The sequence below is a fragment of the Mesorhizobium sp. WSM4822 genome, assembly GCF_055811155.1.
This window is the reverse complement of sequence record NZ_JBVVQM010000002.1, coordinates 337,960-359,708: the sequence shown is the minus strand read 5'-3', so window position 1 is coordinate 359,708 and position 21,749 is coordinate 337,960. Positions and strand designations below refer to the sequence as shown.

Sequence of the window (21,749 nt, the reverse complement as noted above, 5' to 3'; positions counted from 1 at the left end):
ATTCCCTTTTGGGGTTTGTGCCCACACCCCAACCCTCCGCCCCCCACTCCCCTAAAAAAAAAATAACCCCCCCCCCCGCCGCGGCCCGGGGCCCCCACCGCCCCCGCTTTTTTGTTGTCGGGGAAATGCGTTATCAGGCGATCAGCTGGCCAAAACGGTCGACTTCATCGGCTGTCGTCGCAAAGCTGGTGACGAAGCGGTAGAGCAACTCGTCCTCGCCGATGTGGCCGTCAAAGCCATGCGGCTTGTGCCAGTCGTAGAAGGCGGCACCCGCGGTCTGCAGCCTCTCGGCCTCGGCCTTCTTGATCACCGCGAAAACCTCGTTCGCCTGCGGCAGCCATGCCAGCTTGGCCGTTGCCGAATCCTCGATCGCGGCGGCAAGGCGTGCGGCCATGGCGTTGGCGTGGCGGGCGGTGTCCAGCCACAGCCCATCCTTGAAATAGGCCTCGAACTGCGCCGCGACGAAGCGCGATTTCGAAAACAGCTGGGCGGCGCGCTTGCGCAGGAAGGCCAATTCCCTGGCACGATCGAGGTCGAACAACACGATCGCTTCGGCGCACCAGCAGCCGTTCTTGGTGCCGCCGAAGGAGAGGATGTCGACGCCGCGTTTCCAGGTCATTTCGGCCGGTGTCGTGTCGAGTGCGACCAGCGCATTGGCAAAGCGGGCGCCATCCATGTGCAGGGGCACCGAATATTGTTTGGCGATCGCCGAGATCGTCTCGATCTCATCCAGACCGTAGATGGTGCCGACCTCGGTCGACTGGGTGATCGAAACGGCCATCGGCCGTCCCCAATGGACAATTTCCGGTGCGAAACGGCCGATGGTCCTTTCCAGATTGTGCGGATCGATCTTGCCCAGCGCGCCATCGATCTCATGCAGGCGAGAGCCGCCGGAAAAATATACCGGCGCGCCGCATTCGTCCTCGATGACATGCGATTCGCGATGGGCAAAGGAAATGCCGCCCGGCTTGTTGTAAGCGGTGAGCGCCAGCGAGTTGGCGGCCGTGCCGGTGGCGACGAAGAACACCGCGACCTCGCGTTCGAAAATCTCACTGAAGCGCTGGTAGACTGCCCGGTCGAGCGCACCGTCGCCATAGGCGGTGGAAAAGCCGCCGGCATTGGCCGACAGGCCGGCGGCAATATTGGGATGGGCGCCTGCCCAATTGTCGGAAGCGAAGAACATGCATCTGCCTATGTCTTGGGAGGTCGGGGGGTTGGGGAGATCAGCTTGAAGTTGACCGGTTTCGCGAGCGGACCGCAAGGGCCAGGCGCCGGAAAAACAGTAAAGCCAGCCAACCGGCAAAGCCCAAGCCGACGAATGAAGCTTACGTTTTTCCCGAACTTGACGACATTTTCTGTCGCGAAAAGCCCAAGTTTTTTGTGAATCGGTCTTGTGTGCGTCCCGGATTTCTGCCATAAAAATTTAGGACAGTAGTGCTGTCTTATTTTGTCGCACAAAACGAGCCGGATTGGCGTATCATTGGGCCTCTCCGGCTGTTGCCGCGAGCGACAGGTGGACAGCCAGACTCTGGCCTGTACGATTACCAGATGCGATCCATGCGGAAAGCCGCCTGGTTCGGCAAGGATTTCGCAAGACGTGCCACAAGGATCAGGGTGAGCCAAGCGCTTGCCGAGGCAAACCAGCGCCTGAATGGCTGGGAATGGAGGACAGGAGATGACGGACATGACGCACTCTGCGACGAACGGCCAGGCCGCGCAGACGAAAGCGGCAACCGTCAAAACCACCTTGCGATCCAATATTAGCCGAACCGCCAACGGCTTTTCCGCCCAGGGCCTCTACGATCCGCGCAACGAGCATGACGCCTGCGGCGTCGGCTTCATCGTCAATATGAAGGGCGTGAAGTCGCATCAGATCGTCAAGGACGGGCTGGCTGTGCTCGAAAATCTGACGCATCGCGGCGCCGTTGGCGCCGATCCGCTGGTCGGCGATGGCGCCGGCGTGCTGGTGCAGCTTCCCGACCAGTTCTTCCGTGAGGAGATGGCGGCCCAGGGCATCGAGCTGCCGCCGGCGGGTCAGTACGGCGTCGGACACTGGTTCATGCCGCAGGACGCGGCCCTTCGCGCCCATATCGAGGACATCATTGTCGAATCGGCGCAATCCGAGGGGCTTCCGCTCATCGGTTTCCGTGACGTGCCCGTCGACAATTCGTCGCTTTCGAAGGCGCCTGACATCGTGGCATCCGAGCCGTTCCACCGGCAGATCTTCATCGGCCGCACGCCAGACATTACCGATGACGAGGAATACGAGGCCAGGCTCTATCTGCTGCGCAAGGTCATATCGGGCCGCATCTACGCCGAGAACGACAACAAGGACATCGGCGCCTATTGCGTGTCGCTGTCGGCGCGCACCATCGTCTACAAGGGCATGTTCCTGGCCTACCAGGTCGGCGCCTATTACAAGGACCTGATCGATCCGCGCTTCGAGACCGCGCTGATCCTCGTCCACCAGCGCTTCTCGACCAACACCTTCCCGTCTTGGAAGCTGGCGCATCCCTACCGCATGGTCGCCCACAATGGCGAGATCAACACCGTGCGCGGCAACAACAACTGGATGGCTGCGCGCCAGGCGTCGGTCGATTCCGAACTGTTCGGCAACAACATCTCGAAGCTGTGGCCGATTTCCTATGACGGCCAGTCCGACACCGCCTGCTTCGACAATGCGCTCGAGTTCCTGTTCCAGGGCGGGTACAGGCTCAGCCATGCCATGATGATGCTGATCCCGGAAGCCTGGGCGGGCAACAAGCTCATGGATGCCGATCGCAAGGCTTTCTATGAATACCATGCGGCACTGATGGAGCCGTGGGACGGGCCGGCGGCGGTGGTTTTCACCGATGGCCGCCAGATCGGCGCCACGCTCGACCGCAATGGCCTGCGCCCGGCACGCTACATCGTCACCGATGACGACCGCGTCATCATGGCCTCGGAAGCCGGCGTGCTGCCGGTGCCCGAGGAGAAGATCGTCAAGAAGTGGCGGCTGCAGCCAGGCCGGATGCTTCTGATCGACCTGGAGAAGGGGCGTATCGTCTCCGACGAGGAGCTCAAGTCGGAGATCGCGACCAAGCATCCCTACAAGACCTGGCTCGCCAACACACAGCTCATCCTCGAAGATTTGAAGCCGGTCGAGCCGCGCGCGCTGCGCAAGGATGTCAGCCTGCTCGATCGCCAGCAGGCGTTCGGCTACAGCCAGGAAGACACCAAGCTGTTGATGTCGCCGATGGCGACGACAGGCCAGGAGGCGGTGGGCTCGATGGGCACCGACACGCCGATCTCGGCGATGTCGGACAAGTCAAAGCTGCTCTACACCTACTTCAAGCAGAACTTCGCCCAGGTCACCAACCCGCCGATCGATCCGATCCGCGAGGAGCTGGTGATGAGCCTGGTGTCCTTCATCGGGCCGCGGCCCAACATCTTCGATCTGGTCGGCAATTCGCGCCGCAAGCGGCTCGAGGTGCGCCAGCCGATCCTGACCAATGGCGATCTCGAAAAGATCCGTTCCATCGGCCACACCGAGGACCGCTTCGACACCAAGACGATCGACATCACCTATGGCTCGGCCGAAGGGGCCGCGGGCATGCAGGGCGCCATCGACCGGTTGTGCGAGCGGGCGGAGGCGGCGGTCGCCGGCGGCTACAACATCATCATCCTGTCCGACCGCCAGGTCGGGCCGGACCGCATCGCCATCCCGGCGCTGCTGGCTACGGCCGCGGTCCATCATCACCTGATCCGCAAGGGGCTGCGCACCTCGGTCGGCCTCGTCGTCGAATCCGGCGAGCCGCGCGAAGTGCATCATTTCTGCTGCCTTGCCGGCTATGGCGCCGAGGCGATCAATCCGTACCTTGCCTTCGACACGCTGCTCGACATGCACAAGCGTGGCGAACTGCCGAAGGAAGTGGACGCCTACGAGGTCGTTTCGCGCTATATCAAGTCGATCGGCAAGGGCATCCTCAAGGTGATGTCCAAGATGGGCATCTCGACCTACCAGTCTTATTGCGGCGCGCAGATTTTCGACGCCATCGGCCTGAAGACCGATTTCGTGCAGCAATACTTCACCGGCACCGCGACGCTGATCGAAGGCGTCGGCCTGGACGAGATCGCGGCCGAGACGCTCAGCCGCCACAATGACGGTTTCGGCAACGACCCCGTGCTGCGCAACAGCCTCGAGGTCGGCGGCGAATACATGTTCCGCATGCGGGGCGAGGCGCATATCTGGTCGCCCGACGCAGTCGCCACCTTGCAGCACGCCGTGCGCCAGGGGTCGTGGGAAACGTTCAAGGACTATTCCGCCCAGATCGACAGCGAGACGGCCCGCGCCCAGACCATTCGGGGCCTGTTCAAGATCAAGCTGGCCGGAGAGACCGGCCGCAAGAAGGTGGCGCTCGACGACGTCATGTCAGCGGCCGACATCGTCAAGCGGTTCTCGACCGGGGCGATGTCGTTCGGGTCGATCTCGCGCGAAGCGCATACCACGCTGGCGCGCGCGATGAACCAGATCGGCGGCAAGTCGAACACCGGCGAGGGCGGCGAAGAGGCCGACCGCTATCTGCCGCTGCCTGGCGGCGGCAAGAACCCCGAACGCTCGGCGATCAAGCAGATCGCCTCGGGCCGTTTCGGCGTCACGGCCGAATACCTCGTCAATTCCGACATGATGCAGATCAAGGTGGCGCAGGGCGCCAAGCCCGGCGAGGGCGGCCAGCTGCCCGGCCACAAGGTCGACGCGACCATCGCCAAGGTCAGGCATTCGACGCCGGGCGTCGGCCTGATCTCGCCGCCGCCGCATCACGACATTTATTCGATCGAGGATCTGGCACAGCTGATCTACGATCTGAAAAACGTCAATCCGGCGGCCGACGTGTCGGTCAAGCTGGTGTCGGAGGTCGGTGTCGGCACGGTTGCGGCCGGCGTCGCCAAGGCGCGCGCCGACCACATCACCATTTCGGGCTATGATGGCGGCACTGGCGCCTCGCCGCTGACCTCGCTCAAGCATGCCGGCAGCCCATGGGAAATGGGCCTTGCCGAGACGCACCAGACGCTGGTGCTGAACGGTCTGCGGTCGCGCGTTGCGCTGCAGGTCGATGGTGGCTTGCGCACGGGGCGCGACGTTATCATCGGCGCGCTGCTTGGCGCCGACGAGTTCGGCTTCTCGACGGCACCGCTGATCGCGGCCGGCTGCATCATGATGCGCAAGTGCCATCTCAACACCTGCCCGGTCGGCGTCGCGACGCAGGATCCGGTGCTGCGCAAGCGCTTCAAGGGCACGCCCGAGCATGTCATCAACTTCTTCTTCTACGTGGCGGAAGAGGTGAGGGAGCTGCTCGCCGAGATGGGTTACACCCATATCGACCAGATCATCGGCGACAGTGATCTTCTGGAGAAGCGCGACCTGATCGTACACTGGAAGGCGCGCGGGCTCGATTTCTCGAAGATGTTCTTCAAGCCGGATGCGCCGCATGAGGCGGTGCACTGGACCGAGCGCCAGAAGCACCCGATCGACGACGTGCTCGACCGCAAGCTGATCGAGCTGGCAAAGCCTGCGCTCGAAAGCAAGCTGCCGGTCAAGATCGAGGTCGATATCCGCAATGTCGACCGCTCGACGGGCGCCATGCTGTCGGGTGAAGTGGCCAAGCGCTTCAAGCACAAGGGCCTGCGCGAGGACACGATCCAGGTGAAGCTGACCGGCACTGCCGGCCAGTCCTTCGGCGCCTTCCTAGCGCGCGGCATCTCGTTCGAGCTTGTCGGCGCCGGCAATGACTATGTCGGCAAGGGCCTGTCGGGCGGACGCATCGTCATCCGGCCGCCGGAAGAGGCCAAGATCGTCGCCGCCGAGTCCATCATCGTCGGCAACACGGTGCTCTATGGCGCCACCGAGGGCGAGGCCTACTTTGCCGGCGTCGCCGGCGAGCGTTTCGCCGTGCGCAATTCGGGCGTCGCCGCCGTCGTCGAAGGCGTCGGCGACCATGGCTGCGAGTACATGACGGGCGGCATCGTCGTCGTCATCGGCAAGACCGGCCGCAATTTCGCCGCCGGCATGTCGGGCGGCGTCGCCTATGTGCTGGACGAGGCGGGCGATTTCGCCGAGCGCTGCAACATGGCGATGGTCGAGCTGGAGCCGGTTCCCGAAGAAGACGATCTGATGGAAAGGCTGCTGCACCATGGCGGCGACCTTGACCACAAGGGTCGCGTCGACGTCTCCGGCGACATGACCAGCCATGACGAGGAGCGGCTTTACCAGCTGATTTCCAACCATGTGCATTACACCGGGTCGGTACGTGGCCGCGAGATTCTCGACGACTGGACGATTTTCCGGCCGAAATTCCGCAAGATCATGCCGGTCGAATACCGCCGCGCCCTGATCGAGATGGAACGCATGCGCATGGGCGTCGCGGCGGAATAGGCTTTGCAATTGCCGGGGAGCCCAAGCTTCCCGGCCCATCTTCATCGACAGTTTGACCTCCGGCGCAAGGTTGCCATGGCTGCCTCAAGGGGTTAACGGGTGCGGCGAAAACCGCACCATCTGGACAGCAGGAACTGGACTATGGGCAAGGTAACAGGCTTTCTCGAAATCGACCGGCAGGTGCACAAGTACCAGCCGGCCTCCGATCGTATCCGGCATTTCCGTGAATTCACGCTGCCGATGTCCGACAAGGAGGTCGAGAAACAGGCCGCGCGCTGCATGGATTGCGGCATTCCGTTCTGCCACGGGCCGACCGGTTGCCCGATCCACAACCAGATTCCGGACTGGAACGACCTCGTCTACAATGGCGACTGGGACAACGCGATCCGCAACCTGCATTCGACCAACAATTTCCCGGAGTTCACCGGCCGCATCTGCCCCGCGCCCTGCGAGGAAGCCTGCACGCTGAACCTCGAGGACATCCCCGTCGCCATCAAGACGGTCGAGCAGGCGATTGCCGACAAGGCCTATGAAACCGGCCACATCAGGCCCTATCCACCGGAGAAGAAGACCGGCAAGCGCGTTGCCGTCATCGGCTCCGGCCCCGCCGGCATGGCGGCAGCCCAGCAGCTTGGCCGCGCCGGCCACGATGTCCATGTCTACGAGCGCGAAAGCCGGCCCGGCGGGCTGATGCGCTACGGCATTCCCGACTTCAAGATCGAGAAGCACTATATCGACCGGCGCATCGAGCAGATGCAGGGCGAGGGCGTGACCTTCCATTGCGGCGTCAATGTCGGCGTCGACAAGCCGGTTGCCGAGCTGCTCGCCGAACATGATGCCGTGCTCTATTGCGGCGGCTCGGAAACGCCGCGCGCGGCCGGCATTCCCGGCGACGATCTCGGCGGCGTGCATGACGCGATGCCCTATCTGGTGCAGCAGAACCGGCGTGTCGGCGGCGAACCGATTCAGTCGGTGGCATGGCCGTCGCATCCGATCATCGCCGGCGGCCAGCATGTCGTCGTCGTCGGCGGCGGCGATACCGCCTCCGACTGTGTCGGCACTGCTTTTCGCCAGGGTGCGGTGCGCGTCACCCAGCTCGACATCCGTCCGCAGCCGCCGGAGAAGGAAGACAAGCTTTCGGTCTGGCCCTATTGGGCGACCAAGATGCGCACCTCGTCCTCGCAGGCCGAAGGCGCGGAGCGCGAATTCCAGGTGGCGACACTCGAATTCATCGGCGAGGAAGGCCAGCTGACCGGCGTCAAGTGCTGCGAGGTCGACGACAAGCGCAAGCCGATCGCCGGCACCGAATTCGTCATTCGTGCCGATCTCGCCTTCATCGCCATCGGCTTTGCCGGGCCGGCTGCGGCCGGGGTGGCGAAGGAATTGGACGGTGAGATGAAGATCGCCACCGACAGCCGCCGCTCCAGGAATGTCGAGGCCAATGACCGCGACTACAAGACCAGCGTGGACAGGCTCTATGCGGCCGGCGACGTGCGTCGTGGCCAGTCGCTGGTCGTCTGGGCGATCCGCGAGGGCCGCCAGGCGGCACGCTCGATCGACGAGGCGTTGATGGGGTCGAGCGTTCTCCCGCGCTGAACCCAGGAGCGTGCAGCGATACTAACGATTGATCGCGGTCGTGGTATCGGTCGCGGCCTTTGGCGGCCATGAGAAATCGTCGGCGCGGCCGGGCGATGCAATCGGTGCCTTGCCCTCGACCACAAGCTTTTCACCGGGCAAGTCCGGATTGGCCTTCGCCGGCGGTGCCGCGCCCAGCAATTCGGAGCCACCGTCGAGTGCCGGATCGCTGAGCAGCATCGGCGCGGTTCGGTCGATAACGATGGGGGCCGCGGCCGGCGCCGGTGCCTCGACAGGTGCGCCCGCCGGAGCGGACGGTGTAATCACGCTTCCAGGCGCGGTCAGGCCGAGGATCTTCAGCAGCGGTTTTTCGGTGTAGAAGGCGAGTTTGCGCTTGCCCGCCCTCGAGACGTTGATGCCGTCATCGGCGCGCAGCCGAACCGGCTGGCCGTTGATGTCGGGGCCGCTGGTGACGAAAGCACCGTTCTCATCGACGAAGCCGTCCCAGACGTCGACGAATTCACCGCCATGGCTTTCAGCGGCCTGATGATAGATGTCGTTGAAGGCCAGCATATCGGAGGTCATCTTCGACACCCGGAACGCCGGCATGCCGACCCAGAGGAAGGGTACCTTTGCCTCCGCGATAGCTTTGCCGAACGCGTCGGTCCGGCGCTCATATTCCTTGGTCCAGGTTTCAGAGCGGGGCTGCTCGCGCACGTCACCCACCTTCATCTGCTGGCGGTCGTTGGAACCCAGCATGACGATCACGGCGGCAGGCTTTTCGGTCTCGATCAGCAATTTGATCTGTTCGGGCCAGTTGTAGAAATCATCGCGTACGAAGCCGGACGAGCCATTGCTGCGAACGACGATCCTGACGCCGGCATTCTCGGCAAAGGCGGTGTCGAGGCCTTCGGCGAGGCCGGCCGCCATGAAGTCTCCGACCACCAGCACGGTGCGAGCGTCCGGTGCCTTGTCGACCACCGGGATTTCCGGCTCCGCCGGCGGGCGCGGAGCGCGGGGTTTTTTCGCCTTGGGCCTGGGCCTCGGCTTCTGGATGTCCTGCGGCGGCTCGATCCGCTCGCTGCGGCGTGGGAACAGAAGGTCGCGCAGCGACCAGCCTCGGTTTTGCTGCTCCTGCGCCATGGCCGGCGCATGAAAGGCGCCAGCCACACCGACGGTGAGCACGATCACGGCCAGGATGAGCACCGGCATGCGACGAACAAGCCCTGCGATGCGCGCAGCCGAAGCCAATCGTTTCCTCCATCCCTTGGCGCAGCAAATGCCGCGCCAACCAGATTGCTACAGTGTCCTTTGCGCGCCCGAAAGGCCGCGCGGCACCGCAGGCGGCTCTATTTCTGCCGGAGCCACTTCAGCACTTCCATGCTCGGGTAACCGTCCTGGGTCAAGCCGGCCTTGGCCTGGAAGGCCAAGATGGCTGATTTCGAGCCGTCGCCGATCTTGCCGTCGAACTTGCCGTCATAAAGGCCATGTTGGGAAAGCCGCTGCTGCAGCTCCTGCCTTTCCTCGAAAGTGAGCTTGGTGAAAGGCCGCTTCCAGTCCTGCACGAGACCGCTGGAGCCGGCGATTTCGTCGGCAAGAAGGCCGACGGCCAGCGCATATTTGTCGGCGTTATTGTAGGCTTTGATGACCGTGAAATTCTTGATCATCAGGAAGGCCGGCCCGTTGCGGCCGTCCGGCACCTTCAGCGTCGCCTTGTCGGAGCCGTTCTTGAACGGCTTGCCGTTGGCCCTGACCACGCCGAGCGCCTGCCATTGCGACAGTGTTTTCGAGCCGCCGGGGAGCTTTCCAGCGGGCAAAGCAACCTCATAGCCCCAGGTTTTGCCGGCCTGCCAGCCATTCTTCTTCAACAAATTGGCTGATGTCGCCAGCGCATCGGGGATCGAATTCCAGATGTCGCGTTTGCCGTTGCCGTCCATGTCGACGGCATAGTGGAGATAGCTGGTCGGGATGAACTGGGTATGGCCCATGGCGCCGGCCCAGGATCCGCTCAGATGGCTTTCGTCGATATCGCCGGTCTGCAGGATCTTCAGCGCGGCGATCAGCTGGGTGCGGGCGAATTTCGCCCGCTTCGGATCGGCATAGGCCAAGGTCGCCAGCGAGCGCACGACATTGCGCATGACGTCGTCGCGCTTGAGGATCTCGCCATAGTTCGATTCCATCGACCAGATGGCCAGCAGGATGTAGCGGTTGACACCGAACCTGGCCTCGATCCGGTCCAGCCACGGCTTCCATTTCCTGGCCATCTGCTGGCCGACGGCGACCGACTGGTCATGGACGCGGTTGTCGAAATAGTCCCAGGCAGGGGCCGTGAATTCAGGCTGCGTACGCGCCTTCTCCAGCACCACCGGATCGATATCCCTGATGTTCCTGAAGGCCTGGTCGTAGAGGGCGCCGGAAACGCCGCTCTGCACGGCGGTGGCGCGGAAGCCGGCGACCCACTGCCGGAAACCGGCATCGGCGAAAGCGGGGCCAGGCATCAGCAGAGCGAGCGATAGGCTGGCTGCCGCCATGACGCTGGTAAAAATTTTTGCGGCATTGCGAACGGACATCTTTTCCTCCTTCTCTGTCTCAGGAAAGACCATTCATCGCCGAACCAGGTTAGGAATTAGTTTACCATAGGCGCCACCGGGAACGAAAAGACGCTTCGAAGCTTTACCGGTGGACATTCCTCTCAGTTGCCCAGTAGTCCCGAATTCCGGCGTGAAAATGTCTTGGAACGGGGATTGCGGAGCTGGCCCTCAAACGGATAATTGAAAGCATGAAGAGAGTTCGCAAGGCAGTCTTCCCGGTCGCCGGTCTCGGCACACGGTTTCTCCCGGCCACCAAGGCCGTCCCCAAGGAAATGCTGACCGTCGTCGACCGGCCGGTGATCCAGTATGTGGTGGATGAGGCACGCGAGGCCGGCATCGAGCATTTCATCTTCGTCACCGGCCGCAACAAGGCCGTCATCGAGGACCATTTCGACATCCAGTTCGAACTCTATGACACGCTGGCCCAGCGCGGCAAGGACGACCAGCTCGCCCGCCTGCAACGGCTGCAGCCGGCGCCGGGGCAGACCAGTTTCACACGCCAGCAGGTGCCGATGGGACTTGGCCATGCCGTCTGGTGCGCCCGCGAGCTCGTCGGCGACGAGCCCTTCGCGCTGTTGCTGCCCGACATGATCATGCAGTCGGAGAAGAGCTGCACGAAGGCAATGGTCGAGCTCTACGAGGAGACCGGCAACAACATCATCGCGGTGCAGGAATGCGCTCCCGCCGAAACCCACAAATACGGCATCGTCGGCCGCGGCGAGGACACGCATCACGGTTTCCGCATCACCGAGATGGTGGAAAAGCCGAAGGCCGGCACCGCGCCGTCCAATCTTTACATCAACGGCCGCTACATCCTGCAGCCGGAGATCTTCAAGATCCTTGAAGGCCAGGAAAAAGGCGCCGGCAACGAGATCCAGCTCACCGACGCCATGCTGAAGCTGGAAAAGCAGCAGCCTTTCTACGGCTACCACTATCGAGGCCGCACGTTCGACTGCGGATCGCCGGAAGGCTTCGTCGAGGCCAACGTCGCCTTCGCGCTGTGGCGCAGCGACATGAACGAGAACATGGCCGGTGTGATCCGCACGCTTCTCGATGAGATGAAGCCATCCGAGCGCCGCGGCGCCGCATCTTAAGTCGATGTCGATGTTCAGCCGGTCCGCGGAAGGGCCGGTCTGATCCCAACGCACGTTTGGCACGCAAGTCCTCAGCGCTGCACTTTCACGCCGAGGAAGATGCTGTTGGCGGTGTAGTCCCGGCCCGGCAGATTGCTGGTCAGCTTCTCGGTCCTCACCCTTGTGGTGAGGCCGGCGTAGCGGTTCAGCCACCAGGTCAGTCCGGCCTCGGCGCTCAACATCCTGTCATGGCCATCGATGCCGATGTAATCACGCCAGTCGAGGCCCAGAGCCGCATTGGCGGTGAGGTTGGCGCGAATCTGGCGTTCGCCGGTCAGGCGACCGGAATAGAGGATGTCGCCGCTTTCGCCCGATGTGGTCGTGGGCTCGACGGTGGTCCGCCCGGTCAGGCCGATCGTGGTGCCGCGCTCCGGTGACCATTTGAGGTCGGCGTTGACGGTGGCACCCGAGATCGCATCAAGGTTTTTGTCGTCGATCGCTTCCCTGAGCCAGCCGGCCGAGAATTCGCCCGACAGCTTCTCGCCCATGTCGAGTGCAAGGCCAGCGCGGGCGCCGAGCCGCGTCGACGAGCGCTCGAAGCCTTCATTGTCGATGCGTTGATCATAGGTCCGGCGGCCGACCTCGATTTCAGTGAACGGGGTCAGGGCAGGGGAGATCTCGTAGCCGGTGCGCAACGTCGCTGTGTAGAGTGTGGAGTCCTGATCCTTCTGCGACAGCGAGGTGCCGTCCGAGAGCTTGGCGTCGCCGTAAAAATCGTGCGAGACCGCGCCGGTTAGCGTGTACTGCATCTTGCCGAGATGCTTTTCGACGGCGAGGCTGCCATCGATGGTCTGCCGCAGCGGCTGCTTGCTGACGCCGGCAATGGCGTCCGGTGATGATGCCGATTCCGGCACGGCCTCGTAGCCGAGCTTGGCGATGGCTCGCAACTCATTGTCGAGGTCGACATTGAGCTGGCCTTCGATGCGCCCTTGCGCGTCGTGAACCGGGTAACCCGACACGGTCTCGCGAAAAAGGCCATAGCCGTCGATCGTGGCTGAGTTCTCGCGCCAGTCGGAGGCGGCGGAAAAGCGCAGCGCTGTCTCGGACAGCAGCGCCGACGTGCCGGCACTGCTCGAATCGCCGTTCGAGGTGGCGGTCAGGCCCTGTTCGATCGTCGGCCGGATGACGAAGGAGCCCCATTTCACGCCGGTGGCGGCAAACGGATCATCCTCCGGTTTCTTCTTCTGGCCTTCGATGGCGTCCGTGCGCTCCGCGCCTGGGTCGAGCTTCTGCCTGTCGGCACTGTCGATGGTGAGGGCGCGGCGGTTGGCCGTGTCCTCGTCTGTCTCTTCACCTTCGGTGGCATCCGTCGTGGAGGCGGTCGTGGAAGCGGTGATGTCGGAGGTGCCGGCCGTCGATTTCTTTTTCTTTTTCGACTTGTCGGCAGCCTTGTCCTTGGCCTGGTCAGCCGCATTCTGCCCGGCGGTCGATGAGCGGCGGCGAGGCTTGGGCGGCGCCGCGATGTCGGCGGACGTGTCGTCAGTGGCTGCCGGCGGGTCGAAAAGGCTGCCGGTCGCGGTAGCGTCGCCAGTGTCGGCGTCGTCAGGCACGGCACCGGCGCTGGCCGGCAGGTAGGTGCGGGCCGGCGCATTGTCCTGCGCGGCGTTGGCCGGCTGTTGACCCTGCGCTGCCAGGGCCAGCTGTCTCGCCTTGCGCTGCTGGTCGGACAGGATCGCCGATTCCGAAACCTCGCCGCGCAGTTCCGTTTCCTGTGCCTGCAGCGCCGTTGGGCGCAGCAGGGCAAACATGCTGGTCGCCAGCAGCAAGGCGCAGACCGCCTTGCCCCCACGTCCTGTCGAATTTTCTGGCTGGACCCCGGACATTGCCACCACTGCTTGCGCGGCGCACGCGCGCCATACTTACCGAACCGTAAATGGGGATGGTTAACGGAGGGTTGAGGCGGCGGCCCGTCAGCCGCCTGAAGCGCTGATTTCCAAAGGGATTCATACCGCGTGCGTTAAGCTTTTTGTTTTCGCGCCTGCCGTCGTCTGAAACCACCACACACGTTCGGGCGACATGCCTGGGGCCATTTCTGTTGGACAGCGCGCCGGCAAAGCGCTAATCGCATCAGCCATGCATGCGGGATCCCTGGATAAGAAGCCTTCGGACAGGCAAGCCTCGATCGCTTCGGCGCTGAGGACGGTGGCAACCGAACAGGCTGGGGTTGCAGCCCTTGCCGAGGCCTTGGAGAACGGATTGGCCGCGCCTTTCGCGCAGGCGGTCGAGATGATCTCCGGGATTGAAGGCCGGCTCATCGTCACCGGTGTCGGCAAAAGCGGCCATATCGGTTCGAAGATCGCGGCGACGCTGGCCTCGACCGGCACGCCGGCTTTCTTTGTCCATCCCGCAGAAGCCAACCACGGCGATCTCGGCATGATCGCCAGAGACGACGCCATCATCGCTATGTCGTGGTCGGGCGAAAGCAAGGAACTGATGGGCATCGTCGCCTATTCCAGGCGCTTTTCCATTCCGCTGATCGCCATCACCGCCGGAGAGACATCGGCGCTGGCGCGGGCTGCCGACGTGGTGCTGCTTTTGCCGCGCGCGCCTGAAGCCTGCCCGCACGGCCTGGCGCCAACGACATCAACGCTGCTGCAACTGGTGATGGGCGACGCGCTGGCGATCGCGCTGCTCGAAGCACGCGGCTTCACGCCGGATCATTTCCGCACCTTTCACCCGGGCGGCCAGCTCGGCGCCAACCTGACGCAGATCCGCGAGATCATGCATGTCGGCGACAGGCTGCCGCTGGTGGTTGCGGGCACCGGCATGCATGACGCGATCCTGGAACTGTCGCGCAAGGGATTTGGCTGCGTCGCGATCACCGACGCAGACGGTGCGCTGGTCGGCATCATCACCGATGGCGACATCCGCCGGCACATCGGCAGCAACCTGCTGGCGATGACGGTGGATCAGGTGATGACAAAAGGCCCGAAGACCGCGACGCCGGACACGCTGGTGGCAACGGCGCTGCAGACGATCAACAACTCAGCCATCACCAGCCTGATGGTGGTGGAGGGCCGGAAACCAGTCGGCCTCATCCACCTGCATGACCTGCTGCGTATCGGCGCCGCCTAAGGTGTGCTGATCTTAAGGTGATGCCGGCCTGCAAACGACGGTTTCCTGCGCTTCCCCGTTCTACCGCGTCGCGGTAGAACGGTGCTCACGTACCCAAAGTACGCTCCGCTCCGGTTCTCGGAACCCACCGTTTTCGACTCGGCCTGACCTGAATCTCAACACACCTTGTCCAAGCGGTGGGTTTCAAGAATTCAGACAGCCTCGACGGTCAATTCCAGATCCGTATCGGCCGCGCCCGTCACGCGCACTTGCGTGCCGGCCGGCAAATCCGGGCCGGAGACACGCCACAGCGTATCGCCCAGCTTGATGCGCCCGCGTCCGTCCCGGATCGGCTCGGCAAGTGTCGCCATCCTGCCGACCATTTGCGCGCCGCGCCGGTTGAGCAGCGGCTGGTCGGTCGGGTCGTTGCGGCTGCCGACCAGCTTCTTGCCGACATAGGCCGAGACCAGCGACAGTGCCAGGAAGGCGAGGACCTGGACCTGCCAGGTCCAGAAGCCGGCGTCCCAGACCAGCAGCGACACGGCGCCGATGATCAGCGCGGCGATGCCGATCCACAGCATGAAGATACCCGGTGCGATGACTTCCATCACCAGCAGGATGAAACCGAGTACCATCCAGTTCCACGGGCCGAGTTCGGAAACGATGCGGTCGATCATTGGTTTCGACCTCAGTTGTCGGTTGGGCGAACGACCGGCGGGCGCGCGGCCTGCCTCTGCGAGCCGGTCGTGCCTTCGCTGCGGAAGACTTCCTTGGCGATTTCGCCAATGCCGCCGAGCGAACCGATCAGCGACGATGCCTCGAAGGGCATCAGCACGATCTTGCTGTTGGTGGCCGTGCCGATCCTGCCAAGCGCTTCAGTGTATTTCAGCGCTACGAAGTAGTTCAGCGCCTGCACATCGCCTTTGGAGATCGCTTCCGACACCACCTGGGTGGCGCGGGCTTCCGCCTCGGCCGAACGTTCGCGCGCCTCGGCATCGCGGAAGGCGGCTTCCTTGCGGCCCTCGGCCTCGAGGATCTGCGACTGCTTGAGGCCTTCGGCGGCAAGGATCTGGGCACGCTTGTTGCGTTCCGCGGTCATCTGCCGGCCCATCGATTCGATAAGGTTGGCCGGCGGGTTGATGTCCTTGATTTCGACGCGGGTGATCTTGATGCCCCACGGGTGGGCTGCCTCATCGACGACACGCAGCAGGCGCTCGTTGATGGCGTCGCGGTTCGACAGGAGTTCATCGAGATCCATCGAACCCATGACGGTACGGATGTTGGTCATCGTCAGATTGAGGATGGCGTTCTGCAGGCCGGAAACCTGGTAGGCGGCCTGCGCCGCGTTGAGGATCTGGAAAAAGGCGATGCCGTCGACACCGACAATGGCGTTGTCGCGGGTGATGATTTCCTGGCTCGGAACGTCAAGCACCTGCTCCATCATGTTCATCTTGGCGCCGATACGGTCGATGAACGGGAAAATGAAATTGAGGCCTGGGCTCAGTGTCTTGGTGTAACGGCCAAAGCGCTCCACCGTATAATTGTAACCTTGCGGGATTGTCCTGATGCCTTTGATCAGCAGCACCAATACCAGAAGTGCAAGTGCACCAATCGCAATATCGAAACCACTGAAATCCATTTGGCTCTCCCTCAGACGAAGGCCGCACAAGCCATTCTCGCGCCGCCGACTTCACCAAAGACTTAAGTGTATTTCAGATGCGTTACAATCAGGTGATGATGGATTGTTTATAGGGTTGCACTCAGCGGTTGAAGGCAAACAATCTTGCATCCATGTCATCCAGCCCGTTGATCGAAGCCGGGACAATCTCGGAAGCGACCTGCGAGAAGGTGATGCCGTTGCCGCCGTAGCCCATCACCGCATGGATGCGCGGGTGGCGGGGAATGGCGCCGATATAGGGCAGGCCGGTGGTCGTGGTGCCGAACGAGCCGGTCCAGGCAAAATCGGGCCTGGTGTCGAGATGCGGAAATATCAGGCCGAGTTTCTCGGCGATGCGTGTGCTCTTGTCGGCGATCAGCGCGTCGCGCCGCGCTTCGTCGATAAAATCCTCGTCCTCGCCGCCGCAAATGACCCGGCCGTCGACCGTCGTGCGCATATACAGATACGGCTCCGACGCTTCCCAGATGAACGCTGCGTCCGGCCAGAGCTTTCGCGGTTGCGGGCGTGTCGCAATCGCCCATGTCGAGATGATCCGGTGGGCGGTGGCCGGCACGATGTCGACAAGTTCGTAGCCGGTGGCCAGAACAACATGTCGTGCGGTTATGGTCGGGCCATCCCTGGTCGCGACGACAACAGCTTCGGCGCTGTCCTCGATCATTGTGGCTTCCACGGGGGCATAGAAGCGTGCCTTGCGCTCCAGGGATTTCAACAGCAGCCCAGCCGTCAGCTTGCGTGGGTCGAGGGCGATATTGCCGTGGCCGAGAATGGCGCCTTCGCGGTCGATGCCGAATTTCTCGGCTAGCTGTTGTCGGGTTAAGCAGATGGCGCCGATGCCGGCTAGCCGACGTGCCTCGGCCTCGTCGCGCAGTTCCGGCGGACCAAGCATCGTGCCGGCCAGATAGAGTGACGGCATGCGGCTCAGGCCACAGTTGATGCCGAGTTCGGCAATGCGTCCGGCGAGATTGGAAACGGCGAGCCGCGAGCGTCGCCAGGCCTGCTGGGCCGAAGCTCTGCCGACCATCTTCGAGAGCGTGGAGAGAGGCTGGTCTATTTCGAATGCCACCAGTGCGGTGGTTGCGGCCGTCGAGCCCTTCAGCGGGCCGCGCCGGTCGATGCAGATGACCCGATGGCCATCGGCCGTCAGCGCCTCGGCCATCATGGCGCCGCTGATGCCCATACCGACGACCAGCACATCCGTGTTGACGTCCCGGATCAGGCCGTCCGTCGGCACCGCAGGCGCGCGATAGGCCGACCAGACGGGCTGGCCAGTTCTGAGGTCGAGTTTGCGGGGCATCGCATTCTCCGGAGGCGCGCCTTAACGCCCCGGAGCTTGTGTTGTTCCGGGTTAGACCCAGCCGGACAGTTCGCGCCGCACCATCGCCTCGATCACCGCCATCCCTTCCGCGCTATCGTTGAGGCAAGGTATATGGGCGAAATTCTTGCCGCCGGCATGGTGGAAGGTTTCAGCCGCCTCGCGGCCGATCTCGTCCAGCGTCTCGATGCAGTCGACGGAAAAGCCGGGATTGACGATAGCGATCGACTTGACGCCGTCCTGCGCGAGTTTTTCCACCGTCTTGTCAGTGTAGGGCTGCAGCCATTCCTGCGCGCCGAAGCGCGACTGGAAGGTGATGATCAGTTTCTTGTCATCCCAGCCGAGCCGTTCGCGCAACAGCCGCGTCGTCTTCTGGCAATGGCAATGATAGGGGTCGCCCTTCTCGAAATAGGGTTTTGGAATGCCGTGATAGGAGGTGATGACCACCTCCGGCTCGAAGTCCAGCGTCGCCAGATGCCGTTTGATCGAGCGCGCCAGCGCTTCGATATAGACCGGCTCGTCATAGTAGGGCGGCACGCTGCGGACGGCCGGTGCACGGCGCATCTTCATCAGCGCGCGAAACAGCTGGTCGTTGGCTGTTGCCGTGGTCGTCGCCGAATATTGCGGATAGAGCGGAAAGGTAAGGATGCGGTCGCAGCCCTGGTCGACCAGACGCTGGGCAATGCTGGCGGTTGAAGGGTTGCCGTAGCGCATCGCCCAGTCGACGACGACATCAGGCAGGTCGCTCAGCGCTTCGGCCAGCTTTTCGGCCTGGGCGCGGGTATAGGTGCGCAGCGGCGACTCGTTCTTTTCCCGGTTCCAGATCCGGGCATAGTTGGCGCCCGACTTCTTGGGCCGCCTGGTGAGCACAAGGCCATAGAGGATCGGATACCAGATTGCCCTGTTGAGCTCGATGACGCGCGGGTCGGACAGGAATTCACGGAGATAGCGCCACATCGGCTTGAAATCGGTGCCGTCGGGCGTACCCAGATTGACCAGCATGACGCCGATCTTGCCCGCCTTGACCGGCGGATGCCCAGCGGGCAACGGGCCGGGCGCCTTTGCGGCCTTGGGTTCGGCAGGGGTGGGAAGCGTCATAAGGGTTCTCCGGAAGACGCGAACCTAACCATCTTGCGCGCGCATTCAATGCAGCGTCTGGCCGCACCTTAAAGCGGATTGTCTGAATGGATTCAGACGACCCGCTTTAAGCCTTTGTTTTTATGCACCTCGTTCTCCCAAAACCGAGGTCACTTTGGGGCGACATGAATTAGCCCGAAAACAGGACGCCCGTCCGGTTTTCGGACGGGCGGTGTCATTCAGGCATATAGCGGGGCTATTGCGGCGGGATGGTCAGCGTTGCGCCAACAGGAAGCCGGCGCGGCTCATAACCCTTGTTGGCGCCCGAAATGACCTTCCATTTGGCACCGTCGCCATAGGCCTTCTTGGCCAGATCCCAATAAGTGTCGCCGGCAACGATGACATGGCTGGCTTCGGCCGGCACGGCCTCCGCTGGCTTTGCCGGCTCGGCGGCGGGAGCCGGTGCCGCCGGGGCGGGGGCTGCTTCAGCCGGTTTTGCCGCCTCTGCCGGTGGCGCCGGCGGGGGTGGCGCTCCCTCTGTCGATATGGCCGGGGGTGTGTTGGCGATATCGCCCGAGTTGGCCGGCAATTCGGGCATTGCCGGTGCCGCATCGGCAGGCTTGGCGGCTTCAGCCGGTGCGGGCGCCGGCGTGGCCGGCGCTGCTTCGGCTGGCTTGGCCGGATCGGTTGCCGGGGCCGCAGGCGCCGCGGCGACGGTCGCGGCTATTTCGGTGATGCGGCCGTCGAGCTTCGGCGTGTAGGGCCGGTGGGCGCCGAGATAGTCGGCGACCACCTGTTCGAGGCCGGGGCCGTAATCATAGGCGTTCTTGGCCTTGTCGGCGAAGACCTTGTAGCCGTCGCCGCCCTGGCGGACATAGTTGTTGGTTGCGACCAGATAGTCCTTGTCCGGCTTGATCGGCGTCCAGGCGCCGCCCTCCATGACCTCCACCGACTTGACGCGGCCGGCATTGGGCGCAACGGATTTGTCGAAGGAATATTTCAGGCCGGCGATCTGGGGGAAGCGCCCGGCGCCGTCCTCGACCTGGCTGAGGCCGCCCTCGAGGCCGGCCACCAGATCCTTGCCCGAAATCTGGAAGGTCGCCAGCGTGTTCTGGAACGGCAGCACGGTCAGCACTTCGCCCATGGTGACGGTGCCCTTGTCGATCGAGGCGCGCAGGCCGCCGCCATTGGAGATGACGATCTCGACGCCCTGTCCCTTGACGCGGTCGAGGATGGCGTCGGAGACGAGATTGCCCATCGCGCATTCACGGGTGCGGCAGCTCTCACGACTGCCGTCGATGACGTCGGTGGTTTCCGCCACTTCCTTGTTCTTCAACGCCTCGATCGGCGCCCCAAGCTCCTTGATACGGGCGAGCACGGCCGGGTCGGGGGTGATCGACTTGTCGAGATAGATCGGGTTGCCGCTGGCCGATTTGACGACTCCATTGTCGTCGAAAACCACCTTGAACTCGCCGAGATATTTCGAATAGGACGCCGCCTGCACCACCGGCACCTTGTAGCCGTCCGGATTGTCGACCATCGTCGGGTAGGGGCCTTCCGCCTTCGGATCGGTGTTCGACAGCAGCGAATGGCTGTGGCCGCCGACGACGACATCGATGCCCGGGATCTTGGCAATGACGTCGCGCTCGCGCCTGTAGCCGATATGGGTCACGGCGATGATCTTGTTGACGCCTTCGCCCTTGAGCTTCTCGACCTCGGCGGTGATCGACTTGACGTCGTCCTCTATTGCGACGTTGGGTCCGGGGGAAGCGAGGTCCGGCGTGTCGTTGGTGATCGCGCCGATGATGCCGATTTTCTGGCCGCCGACCTCGACGACAACAGATGGCTTGACGCGGTCGCCGAGCTTGGATTGCGCGTTGGCCTTCACATTGGCGCCGAGCACCGGGAACTTGATCATGTCGAGGAACGGCGCCAGGGCCACTTCGCCGTCGTCGAATTCATGGTTGCCGAGGGCCATGGCATCGAACTTCATGTCGTTGAGGAATTCGCCTTCGACCTTGCCCTTGTAAGTGGAGTAGAACAGTGAACCCTGGAAATTGTCGCCTGCGCTGAGCAGCAGCACGTTCTGGCCTTGCAGCTTCTTGCGCTCCTGGGCGATCGCGGTGATCAGCCGGCCCGCGCCACCGATGCACTCGCCCTTGGTTTCCTCGTCCGCCGAGCAGGTCGATTCATATTTGTTGTTGCCTTCGATGCGGCTGTGCCAGTCGTTGATATGCAGGATGTTCAGCGTGTAGTCGGCAAAGGACGCGCCGGCCGACAGGCCGAGTGCTGAGGCTGACAGGGCTGCAATGGCGGCAAGCTTCTTCATCTTCGTCTCCCGGAAAGCCGATCAGAGGCCACTAGCGCTCTTGCTTGACTGGAACATAACAGCCGGCGCTTCGGCCATGTTCCCATCGCGTTCCCGATGACGCAAGCGGAATCCGGGACCCCTTTGCCGGCATAAAAAAGGACGGCGGCCAACCGGCCGCCGTCCTTGGAAACGAATGGTCGCGGGCTCAGACGCGCCTTGTCAGCACGAAATTCTGACCGCTGGAGCTCGTGCAGTTGAGCTGGCTTGTCGATACCATCAGGCAGTTGAAGCTGACCGCGGTCTGGCGGATCAGCGAGGTGCCGTTGATCTGCACCGATGTGGCGCCGGTCATCGTGTAGCTGCCGTCGGCAAGCTTCTGGCCGGTGTCGGTGGCGACCGTCGTGAAAGTACCGCCGGCGAAGGTCGACAGGCCGGTGCCTTTGGCGTCGATCCAGGAGCCCTCGACGCCTTTCGGCGCCGCCGCCATCGGCGGCTCATCGGGACCGCTGGTCGCACAAGCAGCAAGCCCGGCCAAGGCTGCCGCCGCTACGCTCATCGAAAGAACTTTGCGCGCAATGTTGTTCATATGAAAATCCTCTCCTCAGT

At 63.2% G+C, this 21,749-nt stretch carries 14 protein-coding genes; 4 read left to right on the top strand and 10 right to left on the bottom strand.

Annotated elements, in window-relative coordinates; all coding sequences use genetic code 11:
- Nucleotides 1-133 precede the first annotated feature (133 nt).
- Nucleotides 134-1,183 carry a threonine aldolase family protein gene (locus AC0L3E_RS06560; RefSeq protein ID WP_128308971.1) on the bottom strand — a complete coding sequence of 350 codons (1,050 nt, stop codon included), beginning with the start codon at nt 1,181-1,183 and terminating at the stop codon, nt 134-136.
- A gap of 492 nt (nt 1,184-1,675) precedes the next feature.
- Between AC0L3E_RS06560 and gltB the strand changes: the two genes are divergently transcribed.
- On the top strand, nt 1,676-6,412 hold the full coding sequence (gltB, locus tag AC0L3E_RS06555; RefSeq protein WP_127379877.1) for a glutamate synthase large subunit: 4,737 nt from the start codon (nt 1,676-1,678) through the stop codon (nt 6,410-6,412).
- Nucleotides 6,413-6,553: 141 nt separating this feature from the next.
- Nucleotides 6,554-8,008, top strand: coding sequence for a glutamate synthase subunit beta (locus tag AC0L3E_RS06550; RefSeq protein ID WP_127272441.1), 1,455 nt, complete (start codon nt 6,554-6,556; stop codon nt 8,006-8,008).
- Nucleotides 8,009-8,029: 21 nt separating this feature from the next.
- Here AC0L3E_RS06550 and AC0L3E_RS06545 read toward each other — a convergent pair whose 3' ends face one another.
- Together AC0L3E_RS06545 and AC0L3E_RS06540 are read right to left on the bottom strand one after the other, a co-directional pair.
- Nucleotides 8,030-9,238: an SGNH/GDSL hydrolase family protein gene (locus tag AC0L3E_RS06545; protein WP_473604474.1), complete on the bottom strand. Its 1,209-nt coding sequence runs from the start codon at nt 9,236-9,238 to the stop codon at nt 8,030-8,032.
- A 98-nt stretch (nt 9,239-9,336) separates the two neighbouring features.
- Nucleotides 9,337-10,557 (bottom strand): lytic murein transglycosylase, encoded by a 1,221-nt coding sequence (locus AC0L3E_RS06540; RefSeq protein WP_127270259.1) that lies wholly within the window; start codon nt 10,555-10,557, stop codon nt 9,337-9,339.
- A gap of 209 nt (nt 10,558-10,766) precedes the next feature.
- Here AC0L3E_RS06540 and galU point away from each other — a divergent pair, with 209 nt between their 5' ends.
- A complete protein-coding gene (galU, locus tag AC0L3E_RS06535; protein WP_127270261.1) occupies nt 10,767-11,672 on the top strand; it encodes a UTP--glucose-1-phosphate uridylyltransferase GalU in 906 nt (301 codons plus the stop codon).
- A 71-nt stretch (nt 11,673-11,743) separates the two neighbouring features.
- Here the strand turns inward: galU and AC0L3E_RS06530 are convergent, their stop codons facing one another.
- On the bottom strand, nt 11,744-13,534 hold the full coding sequence (locus tag AC0L3E_RS06530) for an outer membrane beta-barrel protein (protein ID WP_473604473.1): 1,791 nt from the start codon (nt 13,532-13,534) through the stop codon (nt 11,744-11,746).
- Nucleotides 13,535-13,784: 250 nt separating this feature from the next.
- Between AC0L3E_RS06530 and AC0L3E_RS06525 the strand changes: the two genes are divergently transcribed.
- Nucleotides 13,785-14,786, top strand: coding sequence for a KpsF/GutQ family sugar-phosphate isomerase (locus tag AC0L3E_RS06525; protein ID WP_127272680.1), 1,002 nt, complete (start codon nt 13,785-13,787; stop codon nt 14,784-14,786).
- Nucleotides 14,787-14,977: 191 nt separating this feature from the next.
- On the opposite strand, the gene AC0L3E_RS06520 is transcribed toward AC0L3E_RS06525, so the two are convergent.
- The 6 genes from AC0L3E_RS06520 to omp10 form a co-directional block, all read right to left on the bottom strand.
- On the bottom strand, nt 14,978-15,442 hold the full coding sequence (locus tag AC0L3E_RS06520; protein WP_127269754.1) for an NfeD family protein: 465 nt from the start codon (nt 15,440-15,442) through the stop codon (nt 14,978-14,980).
- Nucleotides 15,443-15,453: 11 nt separating this feature from the next.
- Nucleotides 15,454-16,404: an SPFH domain-containing protein gene (locus tag AC0L3E_RS06515; RefSeq protein ID WP_127269753.1), complete on the bottom strand. Its 951-nt coding sequence runs from the start codon at nt 16,402-16,404 to the stop codon at nt 15,454-15,456.
- Nucleotides 16,405-16,525: 121 nt separating this feature from the next.
- Entirely contained in the window at nt 16,526-17,737 is a 1,212-nt protein-coding gene (locus tag AC0L3E_RS06510; protein WP_128308520.1) for an NAD(P)/FAD-dependent oxidoreductase, read from the bottom strand.
- A 51-nt stretch (nt 17,738-17,788) separates the two neighbouring features.
- Entirely contained in the window at nt 17,789-18,853 is a 1,065-nt protein-coding gene (hemH, locus tag AC0L3E_RS06505; RefSeq protein WP_128308521.1) for a ferrochelatase, read from the bottom strand.
- A 235-nt stretch (nt 18,854-19,088) separates the two neighbouring features.
- The gene (locus AC0L3E_RS06500) at nt 19,089-21,161 is read right to left on the bottom strand and encodes a 5'-nucleotidase C-terminal domain-containing protein (RefSeq protein WP_473604472.1); all 2,073 of its coding nucleotides are present in this window, start codon (nt 21,159-21,161) and stop codon (nt 19,089-19,091) included.
- Between the two features lie 187 nt (nt 21,162-21,348).
- Nucleotides 21,349-21,729, bottom strand: a complete 381-nt coding sequence (gene omp10, locus AC0L3E_RS06495; protein ID WP_032901077.1) for an outer membrane lipoprotein Omp10 — start codon at nt 21,727-21,729, stop codon at nt 21,349-21,351.
- Between the last annotated feature and the right edge of the window lie 20 nt (nt 21,730-21,749).

Coding starts and splice junctions, on each gene's coding strand:
- AC0L3E_RS06560 (WP_128308971.1), bottom strand. CDS start 1,183: ATGTTCTTCGCTTCCGACAATTGGGCAGGCGCCCATCCCAATATTGCC.
- AC0L3E_RS06550 (WP_127272441.1), top strand. CDS start 6,554: ATGGGCAAGGTAACAGGCTTTCTCGAAATCGACCGGCAGGTGCACAAG.
- galU (WP_127270261.1), top strand. CDS start 10,767: ATGAAGAGAGTTCGCAAGGCAGTCTTCCCGGTCGCCGGTCTCGGCACA.
- omp10 (WP_032901077.1), bottom strand. CDS start 21,729: ATGAACAACATTGCGCGCAAAGTTCTTTCGATGAGCGTAGCGGCGGCA.
- gltB (WP_127379877.1), top strand. CDS start 1,676: ATGACGGACATGACGCACTCTGCGACGAACGGCCAGGCCGCGCAGACG.
- AC0L3E_RS06515 (WP_127269753.1), bottom strand. CDS start 16,404: ATGGATTTCAGTGGTTTCGATATTGCGATTGGTGCACTTGCACTTCTG.
- hemH (WP_128308521.1), bottom strand. CDS start 18,853: ATGACGCTTCCCACCCCTGCCGAACCCAAGGCCGCAAAGGCGCCCGGC.
- AC0L3E_RS06500 (WP_473604472.1), bottom strand. CDS start 21,161: ATGAAGAAGCTTGCCGCCATTGCAGCCCTGTCAGCCTCAGCACTCGGC.
- AC0L3E_RS06510 (WP_128308520.1), bottom strand. CDS start 17,737: ATGCCCCGCAAACTCGACCTCAGAACTGGCCAGCCCGTCTGGTCGGCC.
- AC0L3E_RS06540 (WP_127270259.1), bottom strand. CDS start 10,557: ATGTCCGTTCGCAATGCCGCAAAAATTTTTACCAGCGTCATGGCGGCA.
- AC0L3E_RS06520 (WP_127269754.1), bottom strand. CDS start 15,442: ATGATCGACCGCATCGTTTCCGAACTCGGCCCGTGGAACTGGATGGTA.
- AC0L3E_RS06530 (WP_473604473.1), bottom strand. CDS start 13,534: ATGTCCGGGGTCCAGCCAGAAAATTCGACAGGACGTGGGGGCAAGGCG.
- AC0L3E_RS06525 (WP_127272680.1), top strand. CDS start 13,785: ATGCATGCGGGATCCCTGGATAAGAAGCCTTCGGACAGGCAAGCCTCG.